Here is a 20,506-nt window from a genome sequence, read left to right as displayed (position 1 = left end):
TGTTTCCGTTAGGGAATGCGCCGGTCGTCAGGCCATCACGCGCACCGCTATCGGGCTCTGCGCGTTTGCCCCATTCCAACGGCGTCTGGGGCACGCGACCCATTTTCGGGACAATTGACTCCACTGCCTCGTACTCAATTTCTTAACGTGACGGTGACCCCGCAGCCTGTGGTTCCGCTCGCTTCTTTCCATCGGGACGTATTCTGAACCAAATGGCGTACATTGCCGGCAGGAAGACCAGCGTAATAATGGTCCCGCCCAATGTCCCGCCTATCAGGGTATAGGCCAGGGTTCCCCAAAACACCGAATGCGTTAGCGGTATAAATGCAAGAATGGCCGCCATTGCCGTGAGCAATACTGGCCTGGAACGCTGTACCGTTGCCTCAATTACCGCATGGAAAGGTGCAAGCCCTTCTTGTTCATTATGATGAATCTGCCCAATGAGGATCAGCGTGTTACGCATCAAGATCCCTGACAAGGCAATCAAACCCACCAGCGCATTGATGCCAAAGGGTTGGTTAAAGAGCAGCAACGTGGGAACCACGCCTATGAGCCCCAGAGGCGCGGTCAAAAAGACCATCACCATCGCCGACATTGAACGCACCTGAATGATGATGATAAGCAAGGTCAGGGCGATCATGATCGGGAACAGCGGCGCCATAGCTTTGGTGGCTTTTCCTGACTCCTCAATCGCGCCAGCTTCCTCAATACGGTATCCATCAGGAAGCGTTGTGATGATGGGCTGCAGTTTCTTCATAATTGCAGTGGAGACATCCGGCGGCTGCAGGGATTCGGCGATATCACCCCGTACTGTTATGGTTGGCACTCGGTCACGACGGCGCAGTACAGGATCTTCCATTCGTACCGTGACCTTTCCGACTTGCGAAAGAGGAATACGCTGCCCCGTGGAACCGATCAGAGTAAAACCCTCTATTTTTGCCGGATCGAGCCTGATATCACCGGCAGCACGCCCCATGACCTGCACTGAACGAATATCCTCACGCACATAAGTTATGGGAACGCCCGAGAGCAGGAACTGAAGCTGCTGTGCAACTGCGTTTGATGTCAGCCCCATCGCCTGAAGACGGTCCTGATTTAAGGTGAAATGCAGTGTCGGCACCCGTGAGCCCCAGTCGGTATTGACCGTCCTCATCAGCGGACTGGCCAGCATCAGGTTTTTCACTTTATCCGCGATGTCGCGCAGCACTGCCGGATCCGGCCCCATCACACGAAACGCGACCGGATAGGGTGAATAGGGACCAAATACCAGTTGTGTTACGCGAACGCGCGCCTCTGGCGCCAGACCGTCAGCCACTGCTTGCCTCAGGCGAAATTTAAGTTCCTCCCGCGCTTCCTGATTGTCCGTAAGAACAACAATTTTCGCAAACGATGGATCGGGCAACTCCGGTGCCATGGCCAGATAAAATCGTGGTGATCCCTGACCAATATAAGAGGTCACAATTTTTGCTTCTTTCTGGTGCTTCAACCACTTTTCAATCTTCGACACGGCGGCGCTGGTTTGTTCGATGGATGTGCCATAGGGCATCTGAACCTCTACGAGAACTTCCGGCCGATCAGACGTCGGGAAAAACTGTTTTTTCACCGACGCCATGCCGAAAATGGCGAAGGTGAACAACGCAATGACAGCGCCGGCGACCAGCCATTTCCGCGCGATTACCCCCACCAGCAACTGGCGAAAACGGTTGTAGCGTCGGGTGTTGTAAATAGCGGCATGACCCCCTTCAACCGTTTTAATGTCTGGCAGCATTTTCACCCCAAGGTAAGGTGTGAATACCGCCGCCACCACCCAGGAAGCAATCAATGCGATACCCACTATCCAGAACATATTGCTGGTATATTCGCCCGCCGTGGATTGCGCAAATCCATTAGGCATGAAGCCAACGGCCGTCACCAGCGTGCCGGCCAGCATAGGTGCGGCGGTATGACTCCAGGCATATGCGGAGGCTTTGATTCGGTCATAGCCCTCTTCCATCTTCACCACCATCATTTCGATGGCGATGATGGCATCGTCCACTAGCAATCCCAGCGCCAGGATCAGGGAGCCCAGCGTGATCCTGTCAAAGTTTTTGCCGGTAGCCTCCATGACGACAAAGACGACTGCCAGTGTCAGTGGTACGGCGGCGGCCACTACCACCCCGACGCGCCAACCCATACTGATAAAACAGACCACCATGACGACAAGTAGCGCAGCGAAAAACTTCAGCATGAACTCATCTATGGCGGAGCTGATATTAACGGACTGGTCGGTAACTTTGGTAAATGTCATGCCGAGCGGCATGTCAGCATTGATCTTGGCCGCTTCATCATCCAGGGCTTTCCCCAAATCCAGGCCGTTCCAACCGTCACGCATCACGATACCCAGCAGAAGTGCAGGCTCGCCTTGATTGCGGACCAGGAAGGTCGCCGGATCCTCGTAACCGCGTTCTACCGTCGCCACATCAGAGAGTTTCAGGGTTCTTCCCTGTGCCACAACCGGCGTTTCCCGGATTTTCTCAAGCGTATCAAACGCCCCATCCAGACGGATAAACACCTGCGGTCCATGGGTGTCTATTGAGCCGGCGGGCGTCAAAACGTTCTGGCTGTTCAGCGCAGAAAAAATATCCTGGGGAGAGATACCCAGCGTCGCCAGACGATCATGGGAGAACGAGACAAATATCCGCTCAGACTGTTCGCCGATAATGTTGACCTTTTTCACCCCCGGCACGTGGAGAAGACGCTGGCGTAACGATTCGGCGTCGCGGACCAGGAGACGCTGCGGCTCTCCTTTTGCCTTGAGAGCAAAGAGGGCAAATGTCACGTCGGAAAACTCATCGTTGACCATCGGACCAATCACACCCGCAGGCAGGTTTTTGGCTTCATCGCCGAGTTTTTTGCGTGCCTGATAAAACGCTTCCTGCACCTGTGAGGGGGGCGTACCGTCCTGCAACGAGAGCATGGTAAAAGCCAGCCCGGGGCGTGTGTAGGTCTCTGTGCGATCATACCATTTGAGTTCCTGTAGCCGTTTTTCCAGCGGATCGGCTACCTGGTCCTGCATTTCCTGAGCAGTGGCTCCAGGCCAGGCAGAAATGATGGTCATCTGTTTTACCGTAAAGGGCGGGTCCTCCGCACGCCCCAGTTTAAAAAACGAGAGAATACCGGCAACAGTGATCAGGATGATAAGAAACAGCGTAATTGAACGCTCGCGGACGGCGAGCGCGGAGAGATTGAAGCGCCCGCGACTCATGAACGGCTCCCGGCGACACGGTCATCGCTCTGTTTAGCCAGCCGGACGGTCTCACCGTCATGCAGCAGGTGGGCACCCAATGCCACCACCTGTTCTCCGGGCTTAAGGCCACCGGTCACGATTGCCGCATCGTCCCTCAGGCTAACCACCTGCACGGGCCGCCAGGTCACTCTGGCGGGTTTGCCTGTGATACCCCAGACCCCTGGCCCTTTACCCGCGTCAAAAACGGCCGCCAAAGGCACCTGCAACAACGGTTGGGATAATTTACTTTCAGCAATATGGATGGTTACCGTGGATCCCAGAGGTGCGCCAGAGAGTTGACCTTCAAGTACATACCTTGCCTCGAAAGTGCGCGTCAATGGGTCGGCGGCATCAGAGAGCAACCGCAGTTTCGCAGGAACAGGCTGTTTATTGCTTCCGTATAGCGAGGCCCGCGCTTCACTTCCAATGGTCGGGCGCAGCGTCTCCGGTAACTGGACGACCGCTTCGCGTTGCCCGGCTCGGGCAAGTCTGATAACCGGCTGACCGGCACTGACGACCTGACCGGGTTCGGCCAGCGTATCCATCACCACCCCGTCGGCATCGGCCACCAGGACCGCATAGCTCATGGCGTTTTGCGCCACATCAGCCTGAGCCTGGGCGGCTTTGAGTTCAGCACTGGCCGTCTTTGCGGCGGCTTTTATTTGATCATAGGTCGAAGCAGAAACAGCGCCAGCGGCAACCAGGCCGTGATAGCGCGCCGCATCATCGGCCGTCTGCCTGGCGTGAGCCTGCGCGGCGGCAACGGCTTGTTGCTGCGCCTGCGCCTGCAGACGCAGATCAGCGGGATCCAGACGCATTAATGGCTGACCACGTTTGACAACCTGCCCGGTATCAACGAGACGTTCAAGGATTTTGCCTTGTACCCTGAAACCAAGATCGCTCTGGATTCGTGCAACGACAACGCCGGTAAAGTCGCGGGAAGGGTCGGTCGCATTAATCGCGATCGCTGATCTGACCAAAGGGGGCTGGTTGCGGGGGTCGTCTGAGCCGGAAGGTTCACCACAAGCCACAAGTGCAAACGGCAGTAAACAAACGGCAAAAATAACAGGTTTGAGCCTGAGCATGGGTTTCCTTATCAGTCTAACAGGACAATACCCACATTCTCAGACTAGTGACCAATATTGTCAATAGTCACAAATAAGGTGATAAGCTTCTTAGTATAAGCGACGACAGCAGCGCAGCAGCGGTGGATGCAGTCTCCAGATTGTATTGCAGTTGTACAGGGCTCAGATAGGGTCTCATGACCAGAAAAATCGCATAGGAAGCCTCATCAAGCGGCGTTTTCCTTTCAAACTCTCCCGTTTGACGCCCTTCAAGAATGATTTTCTCAATAAGTTGCCGTATACGCTGCTCATGAGCCTCGGCCGATGGCCATTTATCGCGCGCCGCAACCGCCGCAATGTCATAAAGCTTGCGGTCATGGAAGAATAAATCGCCCCCTGCCTCGGCTAGCGCTTTGAATAAACGTCTCATTTTTTCCGATGCTGTCGGAGCGTCTGCAACCGCGGAATTGACGATATCCATTATCATAGCCAACCGATTAGAGCAAATCACCTCACCGATTTCTTGTTTGGAATCGAAAAACTTATATATATACGCTTTTGAAAAACCGATTGATTTTGCCAAATCAGACACCGTCGTTTTCTCATAGCCGAAATGCCCGAAGTGTTCTTTGGCCGCCTCGACAACCTGGTCCCGGACGCTGTGATCCAGGGGACCTCTTGATGGGTTTGTGTTCATGTGTTTAGTCATTTTTGCAACCTATCTTAGTATACCTTGATTGACAACTTGTGACTATTTTGTAATTTAGTCACAAATTCGATTCGATACAAGGATTATCAATGCTTCCCCTACGTACGATTTTTCTGGCTGTAAGTACCCGTTTATAGGCTGGATGCGTCGTTGGACCGGATGACCGACATCCCGACGCGCCACTCGCAAAGCATTATCAGGCTCAATCAGACGAACAGCGACCAGACACATCTCTGCCCACGAGTTACGCACCCTAGTGGAATGGCTTCGGTGATCCCTTGTTAAGCCAGTTCGTTTCAGAGGCGCTCACACAGAATCTCGATATCGCCCAGGCTAGAGCAGGCCAGGGCGGGACTTGGGGCAGCAACGGCCCTCGGGAAATCTCAGCGGACAAGCCGTTCGTGCTTACCGGTCAGTTGAAACGCCGCTGGGCCGGATTCTCAATTCAACGCCAGATTATAATCGCTACGGGAGTTCCTATGAAACCGATCTCAACGCAAGCCGGGAAATTGACCTGTTCGGCGGTCTACGCCAAGGTCGGGAGGCTGCACTCGCCGATTATCAGGCATCTGAGGCAGGCGTCACTGCGACACGTCTTGCTATCGCGGCTCAAACTGCCGATATATACGCGGCTTACAGGCCCGTGTGATGATTGCAAACAAAGGACCGGTGAATGGCGGCGCTGCCCAGACCGACGCCAACTCGTCATTCACCTGCTCATAGCGAATAATTACATAAACCGGTCCGCGCCGCCGGACGCTTCCACGGTGTGACCGGTGACAAACTGATTGCGCGCAGACAGCAAGAAAGCAGCGATAGCGGCGATGTCCTCCGGACGGCCGAAACGCCCGATGGGTGTTTTCTCCTTGCCAAGAAGGATAATGATGTCCTCATCGGTTTTACCTGCCAGCTCAGGACGGCGGGCGCGTACGTTGGGCAACATATTCTTCGCCCAGTTTTCCGTCGCCACCGCCCCCACGCCAATGGCGTTGACCAAAATACCCATTGCCGCCACATCCAGGGCAAGGCTGCGGGTCAAGTTGTTGATGGCCGCGCTTAGCGCATGGGAAACGGTAAGCGGGGGATTTGGATATAATCCACCAATGGAGGAAATATTCACAATGCGTCCCCACTGACGCTGTTGCATTCCTGGAATCACTTCACGGCAAAAGTGACGCATGGCGGTAAATTTGGTGGCCGTCATCGCCTCCCAGTCTTCGTCGGAGGTGGTCAACAACGAGCCCGTATGCGCACGGCCCGCGTTGTTGACCAGCAGATCAATCCCTGGGAAATGCTGTTCCGCTTGCCGAACCACTTGCCGGGGAAAATCGGCATCGACAACATCCCCCGCCAGCGGTAGCGTAGTGACGCCATATCGCCGCGTTAATCCCTTGGCGGCCTCTTCCAGGCGGGAGCGGGTTCTGGCAACCATGACCAGATGCGCCCCATTGGCCGCCAGCTCTTCACATATGCTAAAACCGATGCCGGCACTGGCTCCCGTCACCAGCGCCACTTTGTCTTTAAGTTGCAAATCCATCTTAGTCTCCAATGTTACTAGGGCGATGCCATCAGAAATCGCGCATTCTTAACCCAAACACGTGTTCACCGATAGTGATTCTATCCCAATAACCAGGGGCGGTTTGTTGTTAGAGTGGCGTGTTGCGGCATCCATTACCCCAAAATCTGGTCGGCGTCCCGGCTGAGAACCGCATACAGTTTATCAACCACCACCCGTATACGGGGCGAGAGATGACGTGAAACAGGCCACAGCGCTGAAATTGGCGCATCATATTCGGGGGTGGCCAGCGGTATTATCCGAAGATGCCCTTTCCTGATATCGTCTCCGGCCAACCAGGTCGACAGAAACGCAATGCCCATACCACTGACGGCGGCATCCCGTAGCGCTTCGCCGTGGCTGACGATGTGGCGGATAATGGGCTCAAAAACGGTTATACCGCCATCCTCGTCCAGCACCTTCCAGGGCAGTACTCTGCCCTCCCGCGAAAAACCCAGGCAATCATGTGCCAGCAGCTCTTTGGCGCTACCGGGCAATCCGTGACGATGAAGGTATGCGGGAGAGGCGCAAATAACAGATCGCTGGCGGGTGAGCATTCGTCCGGAAAGGCTGGCGGCGTTCCCGGTGTCACCGAGCCGTATGGCGAGATCAATGTTCTCCTCAATAAGATCCACCCGGCGATCAGTAAAGGTCATTTCCAGTCTGAGTTCGGGGTGCTCCGCACTTAGCATTGCCAGGACGGGCATGACACAAAGCCTGCCATATGAGATGGGAAGACTGATACGCAGCGTGCCTGAAACCACCTGTCTGCGTGCGGCCAGCAGGGATTCAGCCTCATTGAGCTCATCCATGACGTTGAGACAGCTACGGTAATACAGTTTCCCTTCTTCTGTCAGACTTATGCTCCGGGTGGTGCGGTTCAGCAGTTTCACGCCGAGCCGCTGTTCCAGTCGGGCGACATGTTTTCCTGTTGCGGACTTTGATACCCCCATACGGACAGCGGCGGCAGTGAAACTGCCTGTTTCAACGGTATGCACAAAAGCGGCCATACTGAGCAACTGCGAATGCAGAATGAATCCCATCCGATTGTCTCCATAAAGGAGGAAATGTTATGACCTTATATCGCGATACAGACTGAATTGTTGTCAATAAAATGATTTTTTCCACTGACAGGAGAAATCATTATGGCTCAACGCATGCGGCGCTGGCAGTTAACGTCTTTTGGAGCTGCAAACTTACAGATAGCGAATATGCCTTTACCAGTACCGGGGCATAACGATGTATTGGTAAAAGTTGCCGCGGTCTCCCTTAACTACAGGGATAAGCTGGTGCTGGACGGGGAATTGCTGCCTGACCTCCCCCGGATGCCTTTCACGCCCGTTTCTGATATGGCGGGTGTGGTTGTCGCAATAGGGCCGGGAGTGTCGCGTTTCCGGCCAGGGGACCGTGTAATGGGCAATTTCTGGACGCAGTGGCTGGATGGCGATGCGCCTAAAGACATGGTCCGTCACGGCCGTTCACTGGGAGGACCGCTACCGGGAATGCTTTCGGAATACGTCACTCTGCACGAAAATGTCGCCGTCGCCTCTCCGGATTCCCTGAATGACGAAGAGGCATCCACCCTACCTGTCGCGGCCCTGACGGCCTGGTTCGCACTGGTGGAAACAGGGAGGCTCAGGACAGGTCAGCGGGTTCTTGTGCAAGGAACCGGCGGAGTGGCGCTGGCCGGGCTTCAACTGGCCCGGGCATTGGGCGCGGAGGTAACGGTTATCTCCCGAAGCGAGGAAAAACTACAGCGCGCGAAGGCGCTCGGCGCGTCGGGGTTGATTAATACCCGCCTTACACCGGAATGGTCGCGGCAGGCCGCTGAGCTGACCGGGGGACGCGGGTTCGATCATATCCTGGAGCTTATCGGCGGAGATAACCTGCGTCAGTCGGCAGATGCCCTCGCGCCGGGAGGGCGGATTGCGCAGATTGGATTTCTAAACGGCAATGAAATAGTGCTTTCCGCCGTACCCTTGATGCTCAAGCGCGCCATTATTCAGGGGATAACGGTGGGCCATAGGCGGGCTCTGGAGGACGTATGTCAGGCCATTGAACGCCATCAGCTTAAACCCGTAATCGATAAAATATACGATTTCTCCGAGGCGAGAGCGGCTTTCGATCATCTGGCAAGCGGCGTCTTTGGTAAAGTCGTCATCCGTGTCGGATAGCGTTTTCCGGCGGAAAACTGAAAAACCTCCCGTGATACCTGGCAGGGGGACTCGTTCCTCCTGTTTTTTTCTGTGCGCGCCGCCCTCCGGTTTAGTGAATGCCATCACATTTAATAAACATTATATTAACATTCAATTGATCTTTTTAACCGGGTTACCTATAAGTTATGAAAATTATTTCACTATCAGGAAATAATTTTCAGTTGCCGCCCCGGCTCGTATTACCGCGTTTTGCAGTCACGGCTGAGCCATATCATTCAGCGCCTAATCCGGGGAATAACATGGAAAAGATCGCAACCTTTTTTGCCGGCCTGCTGGTGGCCGTGGGCCTCTCCAGCAGCGCACATGCCGCCGATAACACACCGCAATTTCGCTGTAAGCCCGGCGAAACCTACTACATGAACGTCATGGTTACCGGCGTGGAGTACTGGTTTCCGGTGTATGAGATGTTCAAACAGGCAGCGCATCAACTGGGGTGTAAAACAGTTTATGGCGGCACCCCCGCCTATGACGTGAATCAGCAGTTGGCCAGTTTTGAGCAGGTATTGGCCAAGAAACCCGCCGGGATTTTCCTCCACCCCATGAATCCCGATCCTTTTATTGAGCCGATTAATCGCGCGGCGGAAATGGGCATTCCCGTGGTGACTTTCGCCGCTGACTCGCCTCACAGTAAACGCGTGGCCTATATCACTTCCGATAATTTCCGTGAAGGTAAAGCCGCCGCCGACATGTTGGGTAAAGCCATGGGGAAAGGCGCCGAATACGCCGTACTGGAAAACCCCGGCCAGGACAACCATGACAGACGGGTGGCCGCATTTATCAAGGAAATGAAAACCGCCTTCCCCGACAGCCAGTTAGTCGCCAGGGCGGCCACCAATCAGGACCCTTCCAAAGCCTATAATGCCGTGCTGTCGATACTCCAGGCCCACCCCAACCTGAAAGGCGTTTTTATGCCGGAGGCCAGTTCAGCCATCGGCGCCGCGCAAGCAGTGGCGGAAAACGGAGGTAAAGTCAAAGTGATGACCGTGGATGTCAATGCCAAAGTACTGGACATGATCAAAAGCGGCCAGGTCTTCGGCGCTATCGACCCCAACCAGGGCATTCAGGGCTATTTGGGGTTCATCACGCTGTTCCTCGCGGCCCATCCTCAGCTTATCGATCCGATGAACGACACAAAACGCACCGGCGTCAATCCCTTCTCATTTCCGCTGCTCGATAATGGCTACGCCGTGGTAACCAAGGAAAACGCCGACGATTTCCGTTGGGATGCCTATATCAAACGCCGCGGCACCAAAGGCATTAACGAGTAAGGAGCCGACGATGACAGCCTTGCTCGAATTACGCGGCATCAGCAAAAGCTTTGGCGCGGTAAAAGCGCTGCAAGAGGTGAACCTGACCTTGCGTCAGGGGGAAATACACGCTTTGGCCGGGGAAAACGGTGCCGGAAAATCCACGCTGATGAACATCATCGATGGGATTTTACGCCCGGATGGCGGTGAAATTCTGCTGGACGGGAAGCCGGTGGTTATCCGCTCGCCGCGTGAAGCGCAGCAACTGGGCATAGGTCTGGTGCATCAGGAGATTGCCCTGTGTCCGGATATCAGCGTGTATGAAAATATCTGGATGGCCCATGCCGGAAGCCAGCGCGGGCTGTTTTTGCCGCATAAATACTTGCGGGACAAAGCACAGCAGATGATGAATCGTCTGGCGCCCATCCCGGTCACGCGGAAAGTCGGCGACCTATCGCTGTCAGAGCAGCAACTGGTGGAAATCGCCAAAGCCCTGACGTTGGATTGCCGTCTGCTGATCCTTGATGAGCCCACCGCCGCACTCACCGAACCCGAGGCCCAAACGCTATTTGCCATTATGCGTCAGCTTCAGGCGCAGGGCATCACGATGGTCTATATCAGTCACCGCATGGCGGAGATTTTCACGCTGTGCCAGCACATCACCGTGATGCGTGATGGCCGTACCGTGCATAGCGCCCCGCTTGACAGCATGACGCCGGGTGACGTCATTACCCGGCTGGTGGGGCGGGAGTTATCGCAACTGTATCCGGATAAGCGGCCTGTCGATACGGGCTCCCCGTTGCTGGAAGTCCATCGGCTGGGCGATGGGTCGCGTTTCCACGATATCAGTTTCAATCTGCACCCCGGCGAAATTCTGGGCATCGGCGGACTTATGGGCGCGGGGCGCAGTGAAATCGCCTTGGGGATTTGCGGCCTGCGACCGGTTAGACAGGGCGGAATCCGTATCAAGGGCCAGTCGGTAACGCTTAAGAATTATGCCGCCTGTATTCAACGTGGCATGGTCTATCTGTCTGAAGACCGCAAAGATGCCGGACTGTTTCTCGCCATGCCCATTGATTGGAATATTTCTGCCCTGGACACGCGCGCCATTAGCCACCATGGGCTGACGCTTAGCCCGCAACGCGAACGCCGGCAAGCGGAAACCCTGGCCCGGCAGGTAAGGCTCAAACGCGGCAAACTAAGCGACCCGGTCTCCTCCCTATCCGGCGGCAATCAGCAGAAAGTCGCGTTGGCGCGGATACTGACCGTTAAACCGGAAATTATGTTTTTGGATGAACCCACGCGGGGCGTGGATGTAAGCGCCAAGGCGGAAATTTACCAAATATTGGCGGCGCAGGCGGCCGACGGTGTGGGTCTGGTGGTGATCTCCTCGGAACTGCCCGAGTTGATTGGGCTATGTCACCGTATCGTCGTGATCCACGAGGGACGGTTAAGCGGCGAAGTGACCGGCGAGGAGATGAGCGAAGAAAACCTGATGCGGCTTGCAGCCGGCATCCCATCCGAGACGGAGGCCCCATGGCGTTAAATACCACCTTGCCCGTCGTGCGCAAAACCCGTTTGGCGCTGTTTGGCGATATCCATAAACAGCGGGAAATCGGCCTGATAGCCATCATCGCCCTGATTTTTGTGGTGATGAGTTTTACCTCGCCCTATTTCCTTACCTGGGCCAACATGAAAGCCATGTTGCTGTCATTTTCCATTGACGGCATCGTGGTGATTGGCATGACCATCTTGCTGATTGTCGGCGGCATTGACCTGTCGGTAGGCGCGGTGGTGTGCCTATCGATGGTCGTGGCGGGGCAACTGTTTCTCAACGGTGTGAACCCCTGGCTCGCCAGTGCGGGCGGCATCGCCGCCGCCGCGCTGGTGGGTTTGCTCATGGGGCTGACCGTAACCGGCATCGGCCTTAGCCATTTTATCGCGTCACTGGCGGCAATGGTGATCGTGCGGGGCCTGTGCATGATTATCACCCAAGGGACGCCGCTATCTCTGTTCACCTTGCCGGCGAGTTTCAAATTCATCGGTCAGGGCGTGCTTTGGGGCGTTCCCGTCGTCATTATTCTGTTTTTCGCGCTGGTGGCGGTGTTTGACGTATTACTGCGTAAAGCCACGCTCTTTCGCAAGGTGTTTTATACCGGCAGTAATGAGCGGGCCGCCGCGTATTCCGGCATCAATATCAACCGCATCAAACTGTCGGTTACCGTGTTAACCTCCACCCTGGCGGGTCTGGCCGGGATCATTTATATGGCCCGGCTGGGGTCCGCCACGCCGACGTTCGGCGTCGGCATGGAACTCAACGTGATTGCCGCCGCCGTTATAGGCGGGGCCAGTCTAAAAGGCGGCACAGGATCAATACTTGGCGCGGTACTGGGCGTGGCGCTGCTTTCTATCGTAACCAGTTCGCTGATCTTGATTAATGTTTCTATTTACTGGCAAGACCTCATCAAAGGGCTGATCTTGCTGGCGGCGGTTTCGATAGATCATCTGTTGAATAAATACCGGGGCGGCTGATCCGGCCAGAAACAAGGAATGACAAATGATGGAATTTGATAGCGAACATCTCGCGTTTCACAATGCGCGTCAGATCTATCAGGTACTGGTGATGTATTACCTTGATGGCAAAAAGCAGTCGGATATAGCCCTGGAAACCGGTTTGTCCGTAGCCGGCGTCAATCGTTTGATCCGTCAGGGCCGCGCCAACGGCATGGTGGAAATCACCATCAAATCGCCGTGGCTCTCCGCCCATCAGTTGGAAAATGATCTGGCGCAGCTTGGCCGGTTGCAGCAAGCCGTGGTCGCGCCCAACGTGGCCAGCAACGAAGAACAGAGCCTGCAAATGGTGGGTTCGGCCGCGGCGGAGTATTTACTGTCGCGCCTTAAAGACGGCGATGTGATTACCATCACCGGCGGTAAAGGCGTGAGCGCGCTGGTCGAAGCATTGCAACCGGCGCGGAAATACGATGTGCAGATCGTGCCCGCGCTGGGTTGTGTCCAGGGTAAACATTATACCGATGTCAATCATGTGGCCTCAGAAATGGCGGCCCGGCTCGGCGGTCATGCGTGGCAAATCCATGCCCCGTTGTTTACCGACTCCGCCGACGAACGCGATATGCTCATGGGCATCAGCGCCGTCGATCGCGTGCTGGATAAAGCCCGCCGCGCCACCCTGGCGGTGGTCGGTCTGGGATCGATTCACACCGACAGCTCCAGTTACTACGATCTAAACCTGTCCGCGCGCCATGCCTCGGCCAGTATCGAAACCAGCGGCGCGCGCAGCGAGCTGCTCGCCTGGCTATTGGACGCGCAGGGACGACCCGCCCAATTCGACGCCAACCGGCGGTTGGTGGGATTGACGCTCGCGGAACTGCAATGTATCCCCTTTTCCATGGCGGTGGCCGCCGGCAGAAATAAAGTGGACCCCATTTTCTGCGCGCTGCGCGGTCATTGGCTTAAAGGCATCGTCACCGATGAATCCACCGCGGCGGGCGTGCTGGAACTGGCCATTCGTCAGGGAGATAAACATGCGTAACCCCATAACCCGCGACCAACGCCTGGCCGCGCTGCGCCAGCGCGGCACTGTGCCGGTATTGATCGTCGGCGGCGGCATCAATGGCATCAGCACCTTCCGCGAGCTGGCTTTGCAGGGCATCCCGACCGTTCTGGTGGAGAAGGACGATTGGTGTCAGGGCGCCAGCGGCGCGTTATCGCGAATGATTCACGGCGGGCTGCGCTATCTGGAAACCGGGGAATTCAGGCTGGTCAGAGAGTCGGTCACCGAACGCAACCGTCTTTTGCAGAATGCCCCCCATTATGTCTTCCCGCTTCGCACCACAGTGCCGATTGACAACCTGGGCAGCGGATTGATTAACGCCACGCGTCGTTTTCTGCATCTTAGCGATACGCCTTCGCGGCGCGGCGCATTATTGATTAAAATCGGCCTCAGCCTGTATGACCTCTATACCCGGCAAAACGGCAGCATGCCGAAACACCAGGTGTGCGGCAAGGCCGCGACACGGCAACGCTGGCCCGGTTTCGCCTCTTGGGTGAAATACAGCGCCAGCTATTATGATGCCTGGATCACCGCCCCGGAGCGGCTTGGCTATGAGCTGGTTGAAGATGCCGAACAAGTCTGTCCACAGGCGCTCGCCCTCAACTACCTCCAGGTTATCCGGGCTGAGGGGGAAGGGATTATCTTGCGCGATGCCCTAAGCGGCGAACACTTCACCTTGAGGCCGCGCGTGCTGGTAAATGCCTGCGGCGCCTGGATCGATAAGCTCAACCAGTGCGTGACGCCCACGGCCGCAAGCCAAAAGCTGATAGGCGGCACCAAAGGTTCCCACCTTATCATCGATCATCCCGAACTGCTGGACATGCTGGATGGCGAGATGGTGTATTTTGAAAATCAGGAAGGTCGCGTTTGCATCATGTTCCCGTGGTTCGGCAAGGTTCTGCTGGGGTCGACCGATATCCGCGCCGATGATCCCGATACGGTGGTATGCGAAGAAACCGAGAAAAACTACATCCTCGAATCACTGCATTTTGTCTTTCCGCACATCGTGGTGCCGGAAAACGCCATTCTTTATACCTTTTGCGGCGTGCGGCCGCTGCCTGCCAGCGACGCCAAAAGCAACGGGCAGATATCCCGCGATCATTCGCTGGTATGGCTACCGCCGGATGCCGCACACCGTTGGAGCACACTCTGTCTGGTAGGCGGCAAGTGGACCACCTTCCGCCACTTTGGCGAGCAGGCCGCCGATAAGGTGTTGGGATTGCTGGGCCGGTCGCGGACAGTTTCCAGCGCCGATCTGGCTATTGGCGGCGGCCGGGGCTTCCCCGCGCCCGCCGCCAGGGACGACTGGCTGCTAACGCTGGCGCGGGAAAACGATTTATCTGTGGCCCGGGTATCGCAACTGTCGCAACGCTACGGCGCGCGAGCCGTCATGTTGATCGAGGAGATTCGCCGCCAGGGCGAGCGGCCGTTACGCCACCACTGCGGGTATAGCGACACCGAACTGGGTTATCTGATTACCCATGAGCAGGTATGCCAACTGGAGGATTTACTGGTGCGCCGTACCTCATTGGCGATTTGCGGAGAACTGACGCCGGCGCTGGTTGAGGAAGTTTCACACCTGATGGCGCGCGTGTTGTGCTGGAGTGAGGCGCAGCGGCGAAAGCATGTGGAGCGAAGCTGCCGGCGCCTTGCCCGTTTACATGGCCTTACCGGCCTTTATCCCGTAGTTTTCAAAGAGGACATCCGCCTTGTCAGTAACCCATAAAGTTCGTATGAATCGCCTGTTTCAGCAGGGCAAATGTCTTGATGTGGCCATCGATCACGGTATCGCCAATGAAGCGGATTTTCTGTTGGGGCTGGAGGACATTGCCGGCGTGATGCGCAACCTCATTGCCGCGCAGCCCAACGCCATTCAAGTGAATTATGGCCAGGCCGATTTATTGCAACAGGAAACCGGACCTAAACCGGCTTTGGTGATGCGTGCCGATGTCGGTAACGCCTATAACGCGGTCCGCCATCGGGAAATGTGGGCGATATTGCACAACCCGGATGAGCCGATTCTTGCCGCCTTGCAAATGGATGCCGCCGCGGTGGTGGTTAACCTCTATCAGATCCCTGACGAGCCGGGCATTTTCCGTATGTGCATCGAAAACATCGGCCGCCTGCGCCAGGCCTGCGATCGCTATGCCATGCCATTGATGATAGAACCCTTGGTGATGGCGCCGGCCGGCCAGGGCGCGGCTTACGGCTCACTTGGCGATGTGGGCAAAATCGTGCCGTTGGTCCGGTTGGCGCGGGAGCTGGGCGCCGATATCATCAAGGCGGATCCCACCGATAATGTGGCGGATTTTCATCGCGTCGTGGAAATGGCCCGCTGTCCGACGCTGGTGCGTGGCGGCGGCAAAGGCGAGCTGGGCGCGGTATTGCAAAAGAGCGCCGACCTGATGGCGCAAGGCGCCAGCGGCATGGTATATGGCCGCAATGTCTATCAGCACGCCAACCCGTCACGGGTGGTGAAAGCGCTGATGGCGATTATCCATCAGGGCGCCAGCGGCCCGGAAGCGTTAGCGCTGTATCGACAGGGATAGGTCGTATTGTATCGGCGCTTAAGCGGTGCGCCGTCTTCGTCTGTTAAACGGAGTCGGATATGAGTCAGATTCTCGGTATCGATGCCGGAAACACCATGATTAAAGCGGTATTGTTTGATCTCAGCGGCCATGTGCTGTCAGTCGCTGAATGCGCGGGGCAAACCCGCCATCCCCAGGAGGGTTACGCGGAACGTCCGGTAGCGGATATCTGGCATGGCGTCAGCGAGGCGGTGACCCGCTGTCTGCGACAGGCCGGTCCCCTGGCCGACAATGTGATTGCGGTGGGGGCGGCCGGCCACGGCAACGGTCTGTATGCCCTAGACCGTCAGCATCAGCCCCTGTTTGGCATACAGTCCATTGATCAGCGCGCGGTGGAGACAGTACAGGCATTAACCACCTGCGGCAATGATAAGCCCATTTATCGGTTATCCCTGCAAAAGCCCTGGCCGGCCGCCACGCCGGTACTGATAAGCTGGATCAAACAACATCAACCGGATCGTTGGCGACAGGCGGCATACCTGTTATGCGCCAAAGATGTGATTGCCCATTTTCTATGCGGCGTCGTGAGCGCGGATTATTCCGATGCGGCCGGCGCGGGACTTATCGACTATCGATTGCGCGGTTACAGCCGCGAACTGATGGCGCTATATGGTATTGAGGATGCCCTGCCCCGTCTGCCGGCGCTACGGGAATCCTGCGACATTGTCGGTTGCGTGACGGCGCAGGCGGCGCGCCTCACCGGCTTGCCCGCCGGCATTCCGGTAGTCGCCGGGATTTTCGATGTGGTGGCGAGCGCCATCGGTTCCGGCGTGGTGAACATCGGCGAAGCCTCGATTGTCGCCGGTACCTGGAGCATTAATCAGGTGGTGGTGGGGCATCCCGATTATCGGCGCCCGGTATTTATGAATTCAATCATCGAAAAAGACCGTTTTATGGCCATCGAGGCCAGCGCCACGTCAGCGGCCAATCTCGACTGGTTTTTACGTGAGTTCGACGACGGCCGAGCCGGTCAGGGCGCGGCGCGCAGCAGTGATAGTGTCGCGCAGGTACAACCCAACGCCCAGTTGCCTCTTTACCATCCCTACCTGTATTCCGGCCGTAAAGCCGAACCCGCCAAAGCGGGGTTTTATGGCCTCGGGGGCTGGCATACCCGTGCCGATATGCTGTTCGCCCTGTTTGAAGGGGTGACCTTTGCGCATCGCGCCCATATCGACCGTTTGCGTGCCGCCGGTATCGCCTTTAGGCAAGCGACCTTATCCGGCGGCGCGGCCCGCAGCTGCATCTGGCCGCAGATGTTCGCCGACGTGCTGGGTATCCCCATCCGGGTCAGCGAATGCAAAGAAACGGGGGCTCTGGGCGCCGCCCTGTGTGCGGGCGTGGGGGTGGGAATATGGCGGAATCTTGCCGACGCCGCGCGCCTGGCCGTGCAAATCAATCCGGGCGAGCGGGTGCCGCGGCCCGAGCGCGGGGCATTTCATGAAGACCGCTATCGTTTATTTAAAAGGCTGGAGCGGGCCATGAGCGAGGTATGGCGTCAGGGGAGCTAAAGCCGGTTTCTACGCCGGGGATTCTTCTTGGTCGCAGAATAGGGTCCCGAGAGACAATTTAGATTATTCAGCATAGTTAATATGATTCCCAATTACCCAGCGGAAATAACTTACTTGACACTGCCTGGAAAAGTAGTGGATAGTACCCGAGGCGAAAAGAGAAATACCCCAGGGAAACGATAGGATGGTATTTTTATTACAGGACGTTGATATGGATTTAAATGATATTGGTAATACCAGATTAGTTCAATTGGTAGATTTGGAATTAAATAAAAATAAATTATTCGCCAAGTGTGAATGCGATAATCCGACCAGCAGCCATAAGGACCGGACTTTCCACCATATTATCACCGTCCTGGAACAGCAAGGGAAAATACGTCCTGGCATGACCCTGGTCGATTGCTCGACCGGCAACGGCGGCGCAGCCCTATCCTGGATTGGCGGAGCGAAAGGCTATCAGGTGGTCATATTTATGCCGGAGGGCATGACGGAAGAAAGGCTAAAACAAATAACCGGTTTTGGCGGCACGATCATCGAAACCCCAAAAGCACAATTTCTGGCAGGCTCCGTGGCGGCAGCGCTGCATTATGTGGCGAATACGGAAAACGCCTATTATCTGAACCAGGCCGAAACCCCTTTGAATCACGCGGCGTGGCGCGTCTGCGGCCAGGAGATCATCACGCAACTCGCCGCGTTACGGCTCAAACCGGATTATTTCGTCTGCGCCATCGGCACGGGAGGCACATTCTCCGGCATTGCCAAAACACTGAAAGCCATCTACCCCGCCATGCAAACGTTAGCCATCGAGGTTGACAAATCCGCGCCGATTTACGCGAAAAATCAGGGTATGGCCTTTTACCATCAACCACATAATTTGATGGGATTAGGGTCAGGACAGATATCAGCCAACACGGACCTGGCGCTTATTGATGAAATCAAAATCATCGACGGCAATCTTGCCTGGCAAAGAATGCAGCGTTTTAACCAGTCCGCTCAATTAAACATAGGTCCGACCTGCGGGGCAAATGTTTTCATGAGCGAGTGTTTAATGAAAAATATACACAATAAAGTTATTCTTACTCTGTTTTTCGATTGCGCCTGGAAATACCACAGCCGCAGGGACGGCAACTATCCCGGATATACTCATTAGGGAGGCAGGATGTTACTAAAGGAAATTTATTCTCATGCCACAGTGGTTAATTCTGGGGAAACACTTACGACCGTTAATGAGTTTACTGACCAAATCCCAGCGCTAAGACCGCAAGTCCTGTTGGAAACGGCCTATGAAATATTGAAGCTTATCAAAAGCGATTTCGATAAAATCATCACCGAAGAGGATAAAGGCGCGCCGCTGGCCACCGTCCTGTCCCTACTGACCGGCAAACCCCTGGCCATGGCCAGATGGTACCCCTACAGTTTGAAATCATTGAACAGAAATGTGGTGGATATCCGTTCGGAATATTTCACGGGAGAATTGTATCTGAATGGCATCGCCCCCGGCGATAAAGTGATCATCTTCGATGATACCCTAAGCACGGGCGGCACTTTGATCTCCTTGGTAAAATCAGTGGAAAATGCCGGCGGGGAAATCAAGCAACTCATTTGCGCGGTGGAGAAAGTGCAACAACTGGGTCGACAATACGTCCGGGAAAAAACCGGACATGAGGTAGAATCGGTGATTAAAATTACACTGGATGAAGATAAAGTAACGGTCCTGAACGCATAATTCAAAGGAAACCGCGGCCGGAAACGGCCCAAAAACACCTTGTTGCCTTTTAATGAAAAATGTAACGCATCCCCCTATAAGCAGTGGAGCAACACAAATTCACAGCATATGATAGGCCCGACCAATGATGAACAGTAATGCAATAACCGGACTTGTGCTCAGCGCAATATTTTGCTGTATCAGCGCTGCCTTTGACGTATTTGTAGCCAATCTCCTGCAAGATCTTAACCCGGCCATTTTTATTCTTTATTGCTTTGTCTTATCCACTTTGTTGTTTTCAGCGTATTCTTTGACGAAACATAAATTTGGCTACATGAAAAAAATCAGGGTGGACATCAGCCTGGTCATCTTTGTCAATATGGCGGTTTTGCTAAATTGGGGTGGCTTGATTATGGCCTTGAAATATCTGGAACCGGCCATTGTCGGCATCGCCTCGGTGGCCTGTGGGCCCGCAATAACGATTATCCTTTCACGGTTATTTCTCCGTGTCCCGACAAAGCCGACCCGCCTGGAAAAAACTATCGCCTGGGTCATTCTCGTGGGCGTTGCGCTAATGCTTGGCAATGCCTACCTGGGCAAAAGCGGTATGACGGCCACCTCGCAGGCAGAACGGGTGATAGGCATTATCTGTGTGCTATGCAGCGCCATAGGGACCGTGATTTACACGTTATTGTCGAAGCAGTTGGATAACAAAGGCTGGGGGTCGTATGATATTCTCGGTATGCGGAATATTTTGATGCTTTTGCTGGCGACCCTATATTGCCACTACAACGGCGTCTCCCTTGTACTTGATTGGCAATGGCTGCTAGTGGTGCTTATCCTCTCGGTGATTGGCCATATTGTGCCCATTGTGCTAATGCAACGTTCAATTAGTATCCTCGATCCACTGCATATCTCGCTCATGTTATTGTTACTGCCCGTTTTCACACTGGCGCTCCAATTTCTGGACCCGCGAATTGCTGTCGCCCGTGAGAGCATATCGGCGGTGGTCATCATTTTGGTCCTGTTGTGTCTTTTAGCCATCAGTAAATCCCCTGCCCAACATTCACGATGAGGA

Annotated in this window: 17 protein-coding genes; 12 read left to right on the top strand and 5 right to left on the bottom strand. The window is 55.4% G+C overall.

Going from position 1 to position 20,506, the window contains the following annotated elements; all coding sequences use genetic code 11:
- Positions 1-142: 142 nt before the first annotated feature.
- The 3 genes from FCN80_RS09620 to FCN80_RS09610 form a co-directional block, all read right to left on the bottom strand.
- Positions 143-3,244 (bottom strand): efflux RND transporter permease subunit, encoded by a 3,102-nt coding sequence (locus tag FCN80_RS09620; RefSeq protein ID WP_136989949.1) that lies wholly within the window; start codon positions 3,242-3,244, stop codon positions 143-145.
- Entirely contained in the window at positions 3,241-4,350 is a 1,110-nt protein-coding gene (locus tag FCN80_RS09615) for an efflux RND transporter periplasmic adaptor subunit (protein ID WP_136989948.1), read from the bottom strand. Before FCN80_RS09615 ends, FCN80_RS09620 begins: the two co-directional genes overlap by 4 nt.
- Before the next feature lie 67 nt (positions 4,351-4,417).
- On the bottom strand, positions 4,418-5,038 hold the full coding sequence (locus tag FCN80_RS09610; protein ID WP_136989947.1) for a TetR/AcrR family transcriptional regulator: 621 nt from the start codon (positions 5,036-5,038) through the stop codon (positions 4,418-4,420).
- A gap of 355 nt (positions 5,039-5,393) precedes the next feature.
- Between FCN80_RS09610 and FCN80_RS27675 the strand changes: the two genes are divergently transcribed.
- On the top strand, positions 5,394-5,687 hold the full coding sequence (locus tag FCN80_RS27675; RefSeq protein ID WP_479684752.1) for a TolC family protein: 294 nt from the start codon (positions 5,394-5,396) through the stop codon (positions 5,685-5,687).
- 81 nt (positions 5,688-5,768) lie between these two features.
- On the opposite strand, the gene FCN80_RS09600 is transcribed toward FCN80_RS27675, so the two are convergent.
- The gene (locus FCN80_RS09600; protein ID WP_136989946.1) at positions 5,769-6,575 is read right to left on the bottom strand and encodes an SDR family NAD(P)-dependent oxidoreductase; all 807 of its coding nucleotides are present in this window, start codon (positions 6,573-6,575) and stop codon (positions 5,769-5,771) included.
- A 134-nt stretch (positions 6,576-6,709) separates the two neighbouring features.
- Complete coding sequence (locus FCN80_RS09595) at positions 6,710-7,636, bottom strand: LysR family transcriptional regulator (protein ID WP_136989945.1); 927 nt, start codon at positions 7,634-7,636, stop codon at positions 6,710-6,712.
- 102 nt (positions 7,637-7,738) lie between these two features.
- Between FCN80_RS09595 and FCN80_RS09590 the strand changes: the two genes are divergently transcribed.
- The 11 genes from FCN80_RS09590 (at position 7,739) to FCN80_RS09540 (ending at position 20,503) form a co-directional block, all read left to right on the top strand.
- Positions 7,739-8,767: a zinc-dependent alcohol dehydrogenase family protein gene (locus FCN80_RS09590; protein WP_136989944.1), complete on the top strand. Its 1,029-nt coding sequence runs from the start codon at positions 7,739-7,741 to the stop codon at positions 8,765-8,767.
- A gap of 281 nt (positions 8,768-9,048) precedes the next feature.
- Positions 9,049-10,077, top strand: a complete 1,029-nt coding sequence (locus FCN80_RS09585; RefSeq protein ID WP_136989943.1) for a substrate-binding domain-containing protein — start codon at positions 9,049-9,051, stop codon at positions 10,075-10,077.
- A gap of 10 nt (positions 10,078-10,087) precedes the next feature.
- Positions 10,088-11,602: a sugar ABC transporter ATP-binding protein gene (locus FCN80_RS09580; RefSeq protein WP_136989942.1), complete on the top strand. Its 1,515-nt coding sequence runs from the start codon at positions 10,088-10,090 to the stop codon at positions 11,600-11,602.
- The gene (locus tag FCN80_RS09575; RefSeq protein WP_136989941.1) at positions 11,593-12,588 is read left to right on the top strand and encodes an ABC transporter permease; all 996 of its coding nucleotides are present in this window, start codon (positions 11,593-11,595) and stop codon (positions 12,586-12,588) included. Before FCN80_RS09580 ends, FCN80_RS09575 begins: the two co-directional genes overlap by 10 nt.
- A 25-nt stretch (positions 12,589-12,613) precedes the next feature.
- A complete protein-coding gene (locus tag FCN80_RS09570) occupies positions 12,614-13,606 on the top strand; it encodes a sugar-binding transcriptional regulator (protein ID WP_230492585.1) in 993 nt (330 codons plus the stop codon).
- Positions 13,599-15,353, top strand: a complete 1,755-nt coding sequence (locus tag FCN80_RS09565; RefSeq protein WP_136989940.1) for a glycerol-3-phosphate dehydrogenase/oxidase — start codon at positions 13,599-13,601, stop codon at positions 15,351-15,353. The genes FCN80_RS09570 and FCN80_RS09565 overlap by 8 nt, the downstream gene beginning before the upstream one ends.
- Entirely contained in the window at positions 15,337-16,176 is an 840-nt protein-coding gene (locus FCN80_RS09560; protein WP_136989939.1) for a class I fructose-bisphosphate aldolase, read from the top strand. The genes FCN80_RS09565 and FCN80_RS09560 overlap by 17 nt, the downstream gene beginning before the upstream one ends.
- A 59-nt stretch (positions 16,177-16,235) precedes the next feature.
- Entirely contained in the window at positions 16,236-17,723 is a 1,488-nt protein-coding gene (locus FCN80_RS09555) for an FGGY-family carbohydrate kinase (protein WP_136989938.1), read from the top strand.
- Between the two features lie 211 nt (positions 17,724-17,934).
- Entirely contained in the window at positions 17,935-18,873 is a 939-nt protein-coding gene (locus FCN80_RS09550) for a cysteine synthase family protein (RefSeq protein ID WP_136989937.1), read from the top strand.
- Between the two features lie 9 nt (positions 18,874-18,882).
- Positions 18,883-19,449 carry a phosphoribosyltransferase family protein gene (locus FCN80_RS09545; RefSeq protein WP_136989936.1) on the top strand — a complete coding sequence of 189 codons (567 nt, stop codon included), beginning with the start codon at positions 18,883-18,885 and terminating at the stop codon, positions 19,447-19,449.
- Between the two features lie 313 nt (positions 19,450-19,762).
- Positions 19,763-20,503, top strand: a complete 741-nt coding sequence (locus FCN80_RS09540) for an EamA family transporter (protein ID WP_230492583.1) — start codon at positions 19,763-19,765, stop codon at positions 20,501-20,503.
- The last annotated feature ends 3 nt before the right edge of the window (positions 20,504-20,506 follow it).

Source organism: Martelella alba (assembly GCF_005217455.1).
Taxonomy (GTDB): Bacteria; Pseudomonadota; Gammaproteobacteria; order Enterobacterales; family Enterobacteriaceae; genus Acerihabitans.
This window is presented reverse-complemented; position numbering and strand designations above follow the sequence as displayed.